The organism is Stenotrophomonas sp. STEN030, from assembly GCF_056759995.1.
The window spans coordinates 17,289-30,794 of the sequence record NZ_JBRREB010000023.1 but is presented as its reverse complement, the minus strand read 5'-3'; the positions used below and the strand labels follow the sequence as shown (position 1 = coordinate 30,794).

Genomic DNA, 13,506 nt, shown 5'->3' with positions numbered 1-13,506 from the left:
ATACAAGCGAGTTGGCAGTTGGAAGTAGCAATAGAAGGCGTGCTGGTGCCGGCAATACCAGCGACTTCCAACTGACAATTTCAAGATTTCCTTACGGGTCGTGGACGCACGGCTCGCACAACAAGGTGGAAGACCTCATGACGTCCTATTCGTACACCGAAAAAAAGCGCATCCGCAAAGATTTCGGCAAGCAGCGCTCGATCCTCGAGGTGCCGTTCCTGCTCGCGATCCAGGTTGATTCGTACCGCGAGTTCCTGCAGGAAAACATCGACCCGGCCAAGCGCTCCGACCACGGCCTGCATGCTGCGCTGAAGTCGGTGTTCCCGATTTCCAGCTATAGCGGCAATGCTGCCCTGGAATACGTCGGCTACAAGCTTGGCGACCCGGTGTTTGACGAACGCGAGTGCCGTCAGCGTGGCATGAGCTACGGCGCGCCGCTGCGCGTCACCGTGCGTCTGGTCATCTACGACCGCGAGTCGTCGACCAAGGCGATCAAGTATGTGAAGGAGCAGGAGGTCTATCTGGGCGAAATCCCATTGATGACCGGCAACGGCACCTTCATCGTCAACGGTACCGAGCGCGTCATCGTGTCGCAGCTGCACCGTTCGCCGGGCGTGTTCTTCGACCACGATCGTGGCAAGACCCACAGCTCGGGCAAGCTGCTGTACAGCGCCCGCATCATTCCGTACCGCGGTTCCTGGCTGGACTTCGAGTTCGACCCGAAGGACGCGTTGTTCACCCGTATCGATCGCCGCCGCAAGTTGCCGGTGTCGGTGCTGCTGCGTGCGCTGGGCTACAACAACGAAGAGATGCTGGCCGAGTTCTTCGAGGTCAACACCTTCCACATCAACCCGGACGAAGGCGTGCAGCTGGAGCTGGTGCCGGAGCGTCTGCGTGGCGAAACGCTGAACTTCGACCTGGCTGACGGCGACAAGGTCATCGTGGAAGCCGGCAAGCGCATCACCGCGCGCCACATCAAGCAGCTGCAGGCGTCGGGCATTGCTGCCCTGGCCGTGCCGGACGATTACATCGTCGGCCGCATCCTGTCGCACGACGTGGTTGATTCCAACACCGGTGAGTTGCTGGCCCAGGCCAATGACGAAATCAGCGACGAACAGCTGCAGAACTTCCGCAAGGCGGGCGTTGATGCAGTGGGCACGCTGTGGGTGAACGATCTGGATCGTGGCCCGTACCTGTCCAACACCCTGCGCATCGATGGCACCAAGACCCAGCTCGAAGCGCTGGTCGAAATCTATCGCATGATGCGTCCGGGCGAGCCGCCGACCAAGGACGCCGCACAGAACCTGTTCCACAACCTGTTCTTCACCTTCGAGCGCTACGACCTGTCCACGGTTGGCCGCATGAAGTTCAACCGTCGTGTCGGCCGCAAGGAAGTCACCGGTGAGTCGGTGCTGTATGACCGCAAGTACTTCGGTGAGCGTAACGACGAGGAATCCAAGCGCCTGGTCGCCGCACACGGCGAAGGTTCGGACATCCTTGACGTGATCAAGGTGCTGACCGAGATCCGTAACGGTCGCGGCGTGGTCGATGACATCGATCACCTGGGCAACCGTCGCGTGCGTTCGGTCGGTGAAATGGCCGAGAACGTGTTCCGCGTGGGCCTGGTCCGCGTCGAGCGCGCGGTCAAGGAGCGCCTGTCGATGGCCGAGTCGGAAGGCTTGACCCCGCAGGAACTGATCAACGCCAAGCCGGTTGCTGCCGCGATCAAGGAATTCTTCGGCTCCTCGCAGCTGTCGCAGTTCATGGATCAGAACAACCCGCTGTCGGAAGTGACGCACAAGCGTCGCGTCTCGGCGCTGGGCCCGGGCGGTCTGACCCGCGAACGCGCTGGCTTCGAAGTGCGCGACGTGCACCCGACCCATTACGGCCGCGTCTGCACCATCGAAACACCGGAAGGCCCGAACATCGGCCTGATCAACTCGCTGGCCGTGTTCGCACGTACCAACAAGTACGGCTTCCTGGAAACCCCGTACCGCAAGGTGCATGACGGCAAGGTCTCCGACGAGATCGAGTTCCTGTCGGCCATCGAAGAAAACGAGTACGTCATCGCCCAGGCCAACGCCCTGACCGATGCCAAGAACATGCTCACCGAGCAGTTCGTACCGTGCCGCTTCCAGGGTGAGTCGCTGCTCAAGCCACCGGCGGAAGTCCACTTCATGGACGTCTCGCCGATGCAGACCGTGTCGGTTGCTGCGGCACTGGTTCCGTTCCTGGAGCACGATGACGCAAACCGCGCACTGATGGGCGCCAACATGCAGCGTCAGGCCGTGCCGACCCTGCGTGCGCAGAAGCCGCTGGTTGGTACCGGTATCGAACGCGCCGTGGCACGTGACTCCGGTGTGACCGTGAACGCACTGCGTGGTGGCGAGATCGTACAGATCGACGCCGGCCGCATTGTGGTCAAGGCCAACGAAAACGAGATCACCGATCCGGCAGATGCCGGCGTGGATATCTACAACCTGATCAAGTACACCCGTTCGAACCAGAACACCTGTATCAACCAGCGTCCGCTGGTGAACGTGGGTGACCTGATCGCGCGCGGCGACGTGCTGGCCGATGGCCCGTCCACCGATATCGGTGAACTGGCGCTGGGTCAGAACATGCTGATCGCCTTCATGCCGTGGAACGGCTACAACTTCGAAGACTCCATCCTGCTGTCCGAGCGTGTGGTGGAAGAGGATCGTTACACCACGATCCACATCGAAGAACTGACCTGCGTGGCACGTGACACCAAGTTGGGGCCGGAGGAAATTTCCGCCGATATCCCGAACGTGTCCGAGCAGGCGTTGAACCGCCTGGACGAATCCGGCGTGGTGTACATCGGTGCGGAAGTGCGCTCCGGCGACATCATGGTTGGCAAGGTCACGCCGAAGGGCGAGAGCCAGCTGACCCCGGAAGAGAAGCTGCTGCGCGCGATCTTCGGCGAGAAGGCTTCGGACGTTAAGGACAGCTCGCTGCGCGTTCCGCCGGGCATGGACGGCACCGTCATCGACGTGCAGGTCTTCACCCGCGACGGTATCGAGAAGGACAAGCGCGCACGCCAGATCGAAGAAAACGAGATCAAGCGCGTCAAGAAGGACTTCGACGACCAGTTCCGCATCCTGGAGGGCGCCATCTACGCACGTCTGCGTTCGCAGATCGTGGGTAAGGTTGCCAACGGCGGCGCCAACCTGAAGAAGGGTGACGTTGTTTCCGATGCGCTGCTGGACGGCCTGAAGAAGTCCGACTGGTTCACCCTGCGCATGAAGGACGACGACGCGTCCGATGCCATCGAACGTGCCCAGATGCAGATCCAGGCACACGAGAAGGAATTCGAGCGTCGCTTCGCCGACAAGCGCGGCAAGATCACCCAGGGCGACGATCTGGCACCGGGCGTGCTGAAGATGGTCAAGGTGTTCCTGGCCGTGAAGCGTCGCATCCAGCCGGGTGACAAGATGGCAGGCCGCCACGGTAACAAGGGTGTGGTCTCCAACGTGGTGCCGGTCGAAGACATGCCGTACATGGCTGACGGCAACACCGTGGACATCTGCTTGAACCCGCTGGGCGTGCCGTCGCGTATGAACATCGGCCAGATTCTGGAAGTGCATTTGGGCTGGGCCGCAAAGGGCCTGGGCAAGCGCATCCAGGGCATGCTGGAACAGCAGCGTGCGGTCAGCGAACTGCGTGAGTTCCTGGGCAAGATCTACAACCATGACTCGGCCGTGTCCGAGCAGCGCGTGGACCTGTCCCAGTTCAGCGACGAAGAACTGCTGAACCTGGCCAAGAACCTGACCGACGGCGTGCCGATGGCAACCCCGGTGTTCGATGGCGCGGCCGAAGACGAGATTCGCGAAATGCTGAATCTTGCTTACCCGGACGATGCCCCGGAGACCGAGCGTCTGGGCTTCAACGCCAGCAAGACGCAGATGCAGCTGTATGACGGCCGCACCGGCGAAGCCTTCGACCGCAAGACCACGGTCGGTTACATGCATTACCTGAAGTTGAACCACTTGGTCGACGACAAGATGCATGCCCGTTCGACCGGTCCGTACTCGCTCGTTACCCAGCAGCCGCTGGGTGGTAAGGCGCAGTTCGGTGGTCAGCGCTTCGGTGAAATGGAAGTCTGGGCACTGGAAGCCTACGGCGCGGCCTACACCCTGCAGGAAATGCTGACGGTGAAGTCCGATGACGTACAGGGCCGTAACCAGATGTACAAGAACATCGTCGACGGTGAGCACGAGATGGTTGCGGGCATGCCGGAATCCTTCAACGTTTTGGTGAAGGAAATCCGCTCGCTGGCCATCAACATGGAACTGGAAGGCGGTTGATTGCGCAGGCGCTGCTGCAGTGATGCAGCAGCGCCGCCAGCACTGACTGACAGCCCATCGACACAGATTTCCTCCTTTCGGAGAACACCATGAAAGACCTGCTCAACCTCTTCAACCAGCAGCGCCAGACGCTGGACTTCGACGCGATCAAGATCGCGCTGGCCTCGCCGGACCTGATCCGTTCGTGGTCCTTCGGCGAAGTGAAGAAGCCGGAAACCATCAACTACCGTACCTTCAAGCCGGAACGTGACGGCCTGTTCTGCGCCGCCATCTTCGGACCGGTCAAGGACTACGAGTGCCTGTGCGGCAAGTACAAGCGCATGAAGCACCGCGGCGTCGTCTGCGAAAAGTGCGGCACTGAAGTCACCCTGGCCAAGGTGCGTCGCGAGCGCATGGCCCACATCGACCTGGCATCGCCGGTCGCGCACATCTGGTTCCTCAAGTCGCTGCCGTCGCGCATCGGCCTGATGCTGGACATGACCCTGCGTGACATCGAGCGCGTGCTGTACTTCGAAGCCTACGTGGTGACCGAGCCGGGCCTGACCGCCCTGGAGCGCCGCCAGCTGCTGACCGAAGAACAGTACCTGCAGGCACGCCAGGAACACGGCGACGACTTCGACGCCGCCATGGGCGCCGAGGCCGTGTACGAACTGCTGCGCACCATCGACCTGCAGGCCGAAATGGTCCGCCTGCGCGAGGAAATTGCCTCGACCGGTTCGGAAACCAAGCTCAAGCGTCTGACCAAGCGCATCAAGCTGGTCGAAGCCTTCCTCGAGTCGGGCAACCGCCCGGAGTGGATGGTGATGACCGTGCTGCCGGTGCTGCCGCCGGATCTGCGCCCGCTGGTACCGCTGGACGGTGGCCGCTTCGCGACCTCGGATCTGAACGATCTGTACCGCCGCGTCATCAACCGTAACAACCGTCTGCGCCGCCTGCTGGAGCTCAACGCCCCGGACATCATCGTGCGCAACGAAAAGCGCATGCTGCAGGAATCGGTTGACGCCCTGTTGGACAACGGCCGTCGCGGCCGTGCCATCACCGGCACCAACAAGCGCCCGCTCAAGTCGCTGGCCGACATGATCAAGGGTAAGCAGGGTCGCTTCCGTCAGAACCTGCTGGGCAAGCGCGTCGATTACTCGGGCCGTTCGGTGATCACCGTGGGTCCGTACCTGAAGCTGCACCAGTGCGGCCTGCCGAAGAAGATGGCGCTTGAGCTGTTCAAGCCGTTCGTGTTCGCCAAGCTGCAGCGTCGTGGCCTGGCCACCACCATCAAGGCAGCCAAGAAGCTGGTTGAGCGCGAAGAAGGCGAAGTCTGGGACGTCCTGGAAGAAGTCATCCGCGAACATCCGGTGCTGCTGAACCGTGCGCCGACCCTGCACCGTCTGGGCATCCAGGCGTTCGAACCGCTGTTGATCGAAGGCAAGGCCATCCAGCTGCATCCGCTGGTCTGTACCGCATTCAACGCCGACTTCGACGGTGACCAGATGGCCGTCCACGTGCCGCTCTCGCTGGAAGCCCAGCTGGAAGCGCGTGCGCTGATGATGTCCACCAACAACATCCTGTCGCCGGCCAACGGCGAGCCGATCATCGTGCCGTCGCAGGACGTCGTGTTGGGCCTGTACTACATGGCGCGCTCGCTGGTGAACAAGCAGGGCGAGGGCATGGTGTTCGCGAACACCGACGAAGTGAAGCGTGCCTACGACAACCGTCTGGTTGAGCTGCACGCCCGCGTCAAGGTGCGCATCGTGCAGGTCGAGCGTGACGAAGACGGCAACAAGGTCAAGAAGACCTCGATCGTCGACACCACCGTCGGCCGTGCACTGCTGAGCGAGATCATGCCGGAAGGCCTGCCGTTCGAGCTGTGCAACACCGAGATGACCAAGAAGAACATCTCGCGCCTGATCAACCAGAGCTACCGTCTGCTGGGTCTGAAGGACACCGTGGTGTTCGCCGACAAGCTGATGTACACCGGCTATGCCTACGCAACCCGCGCTGGCGTGTCGATCGGCATCGACGACATGCTGATCCCGGACGAGAAGAAGGGCATCCTCGGCGAAGCAGAAGCCGAAGTGCTGGAAATCCAGGAGCAGTACCAGTCCGGTCTGGTCACCGCGGGCGAGCGCTACAACAAGGTGGTCGACATCTGGTCGCGCACCAATGAGCGCATCGCCAAGGCGATGATGGAAACCATTGGTACCGAGAAGGTCGTTGGTAGCGACGGTGAGCTGGTCGACCAGAAGTCGATGAACTCGCTGTACATCATGGCCGACTCCGGTGCCCGTGGTAGCCAGGCGCAGATCCGTCAGCTGGCCGGTATGCGTGGCCTGATGGCGCGTCCGGACGGCTCGATCATCGAGACGCCCATCAAGGCGAACTTCCGTGAAGGCCTGAACGTGCAGGAGTACTTCAACTCCACCCACGGTGCCCGTAAGGGTCTGGCCGATACCGCGTTGAAGACGGCGAACTCGGGTTACCTGACCCGTCGTCTGGTCGACGTGGCACAGGACGTGGTGATCACCGAGGTCGATTGCGGTACCTCCGAAGGCCTGACCATGATTCCGATCGTGGAAGGCGGCGACGTGGTTGAGCCGTTGAAGGACCGCGTGCTGGGTCGCGTTGTGGCCGAGGACGTGTTCCTGCCGGGCAACGACGAAGATCCGATCGTGACCCGCAACACCGTGCTCGACGAGCAGTGGGTGAACAAGCTGGAAGAAGCCGGCGTGCAGACCATCAAGGTCCGCTCGACCATCACCTGCGCCTCCTCGTTCGGTGTCTGTGGCCTGTGCTACGGCCGCGATCTGGCCCGTGGCCACATCGTCAACATCGGTGAAGCAGTCGGCGTCATCGCCGCACAGTCGATCGGTGAGCCGGGTACCCAGCTGACCATGCGTACGTTCCACATCGGTGGTGCGGCATCGCGTGCGGCTGCGGTCGACAACATCACCGTCAAGACCACCGGTTCGGTGAAGTTCTCCAACCTGAAGCACGTCGAGCAGGCCAGCGGTTCGCTGGTTGCCGTCTCGCGTTCGGGTGAAATCTCCGTGCTCGACCCGCATGGTCGTGAGCGTGAGCGTTACAAGCTGCCGTACGGTGCCAGCATCGGCGTCAAGGACGGTGCGGAAATCAAGGCTGGCCAGACCGTGGCCAACTGGGATCCGCATAACCACCCGATCGTGTCGGAAGTGGCTGGTTTCGTGCGCTTCATCGACTTCATCGATGGCGTGACCGTGATCGAGAAGACCGACGAACTGACCGGTCTGGCCTCGCGCGAAATCACCGATCCGAAGCGTCGTGGCTCGCAGGCCAAGGATCTGCGTCCGCTGGTCCGCATCGTCGATGGCAAGGGCAATGACCTGACCATCCCGGGCACCGACCTGCCGGCACAGTACCTGCTGCCGCCGCGCTCGATCGTCAACCTGCAGGATGGCGCGCCGGTAGGCGTGGGCGACGTGGTTGCCAAGATCCCGCAGGAAGCCTCGAAGACCCGTGACATCACCGGTGGTCTGCCGCGCGTTGCTGACTTGTTCGAAGCCCGCAAGCCGAAGGATCCGGCGATCCTGGCCGAGCGTTCGGGTATCATCAGCTTCGGCAAGGACACCAAGGGCAAGCAGCGCCTGATCATCAAGGACACCGATGGTTCGGAGCACGAAGAGCTGATTCCGAAGTACCGCCAGATCATCGTGTTCGAAGGTGAGCACGTGACCCGCGGTGAAACCGTGGTGGACGGCGAGCCGAGCCCGCAGGACATCCTGCGCCTGAAGGGCGTGGAAGAGCTGGCCCGTTACCTGGTCAAGGAAATCCAGGACGTTTACCGCCTGCAGGGCGTGAAGATCAACGACAAGCACATTGAAGTGATCTCGCGTCAGATGTTGCGCAAGGTGGAAATCGTTGACCAGGGCAGCAGCAAGTTCCTCAATGGCGAGCAGGCCGAGCGCCAGCGCGTGATCGAAGAGAACGTGAAGCTGGCCGCACGCAACGAGCTGCCGGCCCGTTTCGAGCCGGTGCTGCTGGGTATCACCAAGGCATCGCTGGCCACCGAGTCGTTCATTTCGGCGGCTTCGTTCCAGGAAACCACCCGCGTGCTGACCGAGGCTGCCGTGCGCGGCACCTCTGACGGCCTGCGTGGTCTGAAGGAAAACGTGATCGTCGGCCGCCTGATTCCGGCGGGTACCGGCCTTGCGTACCACGCCCAGCGCCGCCGTAACGCGTCGGGTCTGACCGATTCGGAAATCGCAACCCTGGCCGGTCCGGCCGTGGTCGCTGAACCGGCGGTCGTGGCACCGGAAGCTGAACCGGCGACTGGTGAAGAGTAAGTAGTTTGATCGGCCGGTCCGTTCGCGGACCGGCAGTTCGACCTGAACGGGGCATATGGAGATACCCCTGTAACAGCTCTGGATCAGGGCTGGCTTGGCATGGGCTTGTTTGACTGGGCTCTTGACAAGTTGCTACAATCGTCTGTCTCAGCAGGCCAAAATTTTGGCCTGCTTTACAATTTCCGCATCCTGGCCGTTTTTTACGGCCCCAATCAGAAGAACCTACTGATGGCGACGATCAACCAGCTGGTACGCAAGCCGCGTCAAGCTACCACCTACAAGAGTGCCTCGCCGGCACTCGACAAGTGCCCGCAGCGCCGTGGCGTCTGCACGCGCGTGTACACCACCACTCCGAAGAAGCCGAACTCGGCTCTGCGTAAGGTTGCAAAGGTTCGCCTGACCAACCAGGAAGAAGTGATTTCCTACATCGGTGGTGAAGGCCACAACCTGCAGGAGCACTCCGTGGTCCTGATCCGTGGCGGTCGCGTCAAGGATCTGCCGGGTGTGCGTTACCACACCGTCCGTGGCTCGCTCGATGCCGCCGGCGTTGCCAAGCGTCGTCAGGCGCGTTCCAAGTACGGCGCAAAGCGTCCGAAGGCCTGAGGAATAAGACATGTCACGTAAAGGTAATACTCCCCAGCGTTCGGTCCTGCCGGATCCGAAGCACAAGAGCGAAACCATTGCCCGCTTCATCAACATGGTCATGTTGAGCGGCAAGAAGTCCGTTGCTGAAAAGATCGTCTATGGCGCCATGGACGTGATCAGCGAAAAGAACCCGAACGCAATCGAGCTGGTGCAGAAGGCACTGGACAACGTTGCTCCGGGCGTGGAAGTGAAGTCGCGTCGCGTCGGTGGTGCCACCTATCAGGTGCCGGTCGAAGTGCGCGCTTCGCGCAAGATGGCCCTGGCCATGCGTTGGCTGATCGACTCGGCGCGTAAGCGCGGCGAGAACACCATGCCGCGCAAGCTGGCTGCTGAACTGCTGGACGCTTCGGAAAACCGCGGCGGCGCCATCAAGAAGCGCGAAGAAACCCACCGTATGGCGGAAGCGAACAAGGCCTTCGCTCACTACCGCTGGTGAGTTGTGGGGGCCTTGGAAACAGGGCCCCTGGCACCCATGTTGGTGCTGCTTGTAGCGCTTTGAGCGCTGCTTAAATCCGAAGGCCGCCGCAAGGCGGCGTTCGGCCATCCGAATTCCAAGAAATTGAGAGGCTCCCGTGGCCCGCACCACTCCTATCGAGCGTTACCGTAACTTCGGCATCATGGCCCACATCGATGCCGGCAAGACCACCACGTCCGAGCGCATCCTGTTCTACACCGGCAAGAGCCACAAGCTCGGTGAAGTGCATGACGGCGCCGCCACCATGGACTGGATGGAGCAGGAGCAGGAACGTGGCATCACGATCCAGTCCGCTGCTACCACCGCGTTCTGGAAGGGCATGGACAAGTCCCTGCCGGAGCACCGTTTCAACATCATCGACACCCCCGGGCACGTTGACTTCACCATCGAAGTCGAACGCTCGCTGCGCGTGCTCGACGGTGCGGTGTTCGTGCTGTGCGCCGTTGGTGGCGTGCAGCCGCAGTCCGAGACCGTGTGGCGCCAGGCCAACCGTTACCAGGTGCCGCGCATCGCGTTCGTCAACAAGATGGACCGTACCGGTGCCAACTTCCTGAAGGTCCGTGACCAGCTGAAGGCAAAGCTCGGCGCTGTCGCCGTGCCGATGCAGCTGCCGATCGGTGCTGAAGAAGGCTTCAAGGGCGTGGTCGATCTGCTCAAGATGAAGGCCATCCATTGGGATGACGCTTCGCAGGGCATGAAGTTCGAGTACGGCGACGTCCCGGCCGACATGCTGGCTGCGGCTGAAGAAGCCCGCACCTTCATGATCGAAACCGCGGCTGAAGCCAGCGAAGAGCTGATGGAAAAGTACCTGGGCGGCGAAGAGCTGAACGAAGGCGAGATCATCCAGGCCCTGCGTACCCGTACGCTGGCCGTGGAAATCGTGCCGATGTTCTGTGGCTCGGCGTTCAAGAACAAGGGCGTGCAGGCCATGCTCGACGGCGTGATCCAGCTGCTGCCGTCGCCGATCGACGTGCCGGACGTGAAGGGCACCGACGTTGACGATGACTCCATCGAGATGACCCGCAAGTCGGACGACAAGGCTCCGTTCTCGTCGCTGGCGTTCAAGATCATCACCGATCCGTTCGTTGGCGCGCTGACCTTCTTCCGTGTCTACTCGGGCACCCTGAACGGTGGCGACACCGTGCTGAACTCGGTGAAGAACAAGAAGGAGCGCATCGGCCGCATCCTGCAGATGCACTCCAACAACCGCGAAGAAATCAAGGAAGTGTTGGCTGGTGACATCGCGGCTGCTGTTGGCCTGAAGGACACCACCACCGGTGACACGCTGTGCTCGCTTGAAGCACCGATCGTGCTCGAGCGCATGGTGTTCCCGGAGCCGGTGATCTCGATGGCTGTCGAGCCGAAGACCAAGTCGGACCAGGAAAAGATGGGTCTGGCACTGGGCCGTCTGGCACAGGAAGATCCGTCGTTCCGCGTCAAGACCGACGAAGAATCCGGCCAGACCATCATCTCCGGCATGGGCGAGCTGCACCTGGACATCATCGTTGACCGCATGAAGCGCGAGTTCAACGTTGAAGCCAACGTCGGCAAGCCGCAGGTGGCCTACCGCGAAACCATCCAGATGGCCGACGTCAAGTCGGACTACAAGCACGCCAAGCAGTCCGGTGGTAAGGGTCAGTACGGTCACGTCGTGATCGAGCTGTCGCCGATCACCGCTGAAGACCGTGCCGATCCGAAGCTGTCTGCGGCGATCAAGGATGACTTCCTGTTCATCAACGACATCACCGGCGGCGTGATCCCGAAGGAATTCATTCCTTCCGTGGAAAAGGGCCTGCGCGAAACCATCACCAGCGGTCCGCTGGCTGGCTTCCCGGTGGTGGATGTCAAGGTCAAGCTGGTGTTCGGCTCGTACCATGACGTTGACTCCTCGGAAATGGCGTTCAAGCTTGCTTCGTCGATGGCCTTCAAGCAGGGCTTCGCCAAGGCAAAGCCGGTTCTGCTGGAGCCGATCATGAAGGTCGAGATCGTGACCCCGGAGGAATACCAGGGTGACGTGATGGGCGACGTAAGCCGTCGTCGTGGCGTTCTGCAGGGTTCGGGCACCACCGGTGACGGCTCGGCCAGCATCATCAATGCGATGATCCCGCTGGGCGAAATGTTCGGTTACGCCACCGCGCTGCGTTCGCAGACCCAGGGTCGCGCAACCTTCACGATGGAATTCGACCATTACGAGCCGGCGCCGAACAACATCGCCGAAACCGTCATCAAGAAGGGCTGAGTCTCAGACTCAGCCTCTCCTTCCAAGTCTTAGCTAATTAAGGAACAACAATGTCCAAGAGTAAGTTCGAGCGCACCAAGCCGCACGTCAACGTCGGCACCATCGGCCACGTCGATCATGGCAAGACCACCCTGACCGCAGCACTGACCAAGATCGGTGCAGAGCGCTTCGGCGGCGAGTTCAAGGATTACTCCTCGATCGATGCCGCGCCGGAAGAAAAGGCACGTGGTATCACGATCTCGACCGCACACGTCGAGTACGAATCCGCTTCGCGCCATTACGCGCACGTGGATTGCCCGGGCCATGCTGACTACGTCAAGAACATGATCACCGGTGCTGCCCAGATGGACGGCGCGATCCTGGTCTGTTCGGCTGCTGACGGCCCGATGCCGCAGACCCGCGAGCACATCCTGCTGTCGCGTCAGGTCGGCGTGCCGTACATCGTCGTGTTCCTGAACAAGGCCGACATGGTTGACGATGCCGAGCTGCTGGAACTGGTCGAAATGGAAGTCCGCGAGCTGCTGAGCAAGTACGACTTCCCGGGCGACGACACCCCGATCGTGCACGGTTCGGCTCGTATGGCGCTGGAAGGCGACCAGAGCGAGATCGGCGTGCCGGCCATCCTGAAGCTGGTCGATGCACTGGACAGCTGGATCCCGACCCCGGAGCGTGACGTCGACAAGCCGTTCCTGATGCCGGTGGAAGACGTGTTCTCGATCTCGGGCCGCGGCACCGTGGTGACCGGTCGTATCGAGCGCGGCGTGATCAAGGTCGGCGAAGAAATCGAAATCGTCGGTATCCGTCCGGTCCAGAAGACCACCGTCACCGGCGTGGAAATGTTCCGCAAGCTGCTCGACCAGGGTCAGGCAGGCGACAACGCCGGTCTGCTGCTGCGCGGCACCAAGCGTGACGACGTCGAGCGTGGCCAGGTTCTGGCCAAGCCGGGCTCGATCAAGCCGCACACCCAGTTCGAAGCCGAAGTCTACGTTCTGTCGAAGGACGAAGGCGGCCGTCACACCCCGTTCTTCAAGGGCTACCGTCCGCAGTTCTACTTCCGTACCACCGACATCACCGGCGCTTGCGAGCTGCCGGAAGGCGTCGAGATGGTGATGCCGGGCGACAACGTCAAGATGACCGTCACCCTGATCAACCCGGTGGCAATGGACGAAGGCCTGCGCTTCGCAATCCGTGAAGGTGGCCGTACCGTCGGCGCCGGCGTGGTTGCAAAGATCGTTGCCTGATAACGCTGCGCTTCCTCGCGAAGCAAGGTGTTGAAGAAGGGCGGCCTCCGGGCCGCCCTTTTTTTGTTTGTTTTGTGGGCGGGGTGGGGCGTAGTTGGGGCTTCGGGCGGCGTTTCTGTTTGACGCTTGCGGCTGATGCTTCAGAGGCTGGAGGTTTCGGCGGCAAAAGCTCCAAAGGTGATGGGCTTTGACGGATCGAGGCTTCAATTGGCTAAAAAGCCAGAAGCTGGAAGTCGGGGGTCAAAAGCAAAAAGTCAAAAGCTTC

At 61.5% G+C, this 13,506-nt stretch carries 6 protein-coding genes; all 6 read left to right on the top strand.

From position 1 onward, the window contains the following. Nucleotides 1-137: 137 nt before the first annotated feature. The 6 genes from rpoB (at nt 138) to tuf (ending at nt 13,241) form a co-directional block, all read left to right on the top strand. On the top strand, nt 138-4,328 hold the full coding sequence (rpoB, locus tag ACVOLR_RS09810; RefSeq protein ID WP_481536273.1) for a DNA-directed RNA polymerase subunit beta: 4,191 nt from the start codon (nt 138-140) through the stop codon (nt 4,326-4,328). Nucleotides 4,329-4,417: 89 nt separating this feature from the next. After that, nucleotides 4,418-8,641: a DNA-directed RNA polymerase subunit beta' gene (rpoC, locus tag ACVOLR_RS09805; RefSeq protein ID WP_481536272.1), complete on the top strand. Its 4,224-nt coding sequence runs from the start codon at nt 4,418-4,420 to the stop codon at nt 8,639-8,641. Between the two features lie 228 nt (nt 8,642-8,869). Then, the gene (gene rpsL / locus ACVOLR_RS09800) at nt 8,870-9,244 is read left to right on the top strand and encodes a 30S ribosomal protein S12 (RefSeq protein ID WP_004145320.1); all 375 of its coding nucleotides are present in this window, start codon (nt 8,870-8,872) and stop codon (nt 9,242-9,244) included. Between the two features lie 10 nt (nt 9,245-9,254). Then, nucleotides 9,255-9,722, top strand: a complete 468-nt coding sequence (rpsG, locus tag ACVOLR_RS09795; protein WP_057630019.1) for a 30S ribosomal protein S7 — start codon at nt 9,255-9,257, stop codon at nt 9,720-9,722. A 136-nt stretch (nt 9,723-9,858) separates the two neighbouring features. Next, nucleotides 9,859-12,000, top strand: coding sequence for an elongation factor G (fusA, locus tag ACVOLR_RS09790; RefSeq protein ID WP_481536271.1), 2,142 nt, complete (start codon nt 9,859-9,861; stop codon nt 11,998-12,000). A 50-nt stretch (nt 12,001-12,050) separates the two neighbouring features. Beyond that, the gene (tuf, locus tag ACVOLR_RS09785) at nt 12,051-13,241 is read left to right on the top strand and encodes an elongation factor Tu (RefSeq protein ID WP_481513040.1); all 1,191 of its coding nucleotides are present in this window, start codon (nt 12,051-12,053) and stop codon (nt 13,239-13,241) included. Nucleotides 13,242-13,506 lie beyond the last annotated feature (265 nt).

Excerpts from the sequence above, each read along its gene's own strand:
- rpsL (WP_004145320.1), top strand. The coding sequence starts at position 8,870 with ATGGCGACGATCAACCAGCTGGTACGCAAGCCGCGTCAAGCTACCACC.
- rpoC (WP_481536272.1), top strand. The coding sequence starts at position 4,418 with ATGAAAGACCTGCTCAACCTCTTCAACCAGCAGCGCCAGACGCTGGAC.
- rpsG (WP_057630019.1), top strand. The coding sequence starts at position 9,255 with ATGTCACGTAAAGGTAATACTCCCCAGCGTTCGGTCCTGCCGGATCCG.
- tuf (WP_481513040.1), top strand. The coding sequence starts at position 12,051 with ATGTCCAAGAGTAAGTTCGAGCGCACCAAGCCGCACGTCAACGTCGGC.
- rpoB (WP_481536273.1), top strand. The coding sequence starts at position 138 with ATGACGTCCTATTCGTACACCGAAAAAAAGCGCATCCGCAAAGATTTC.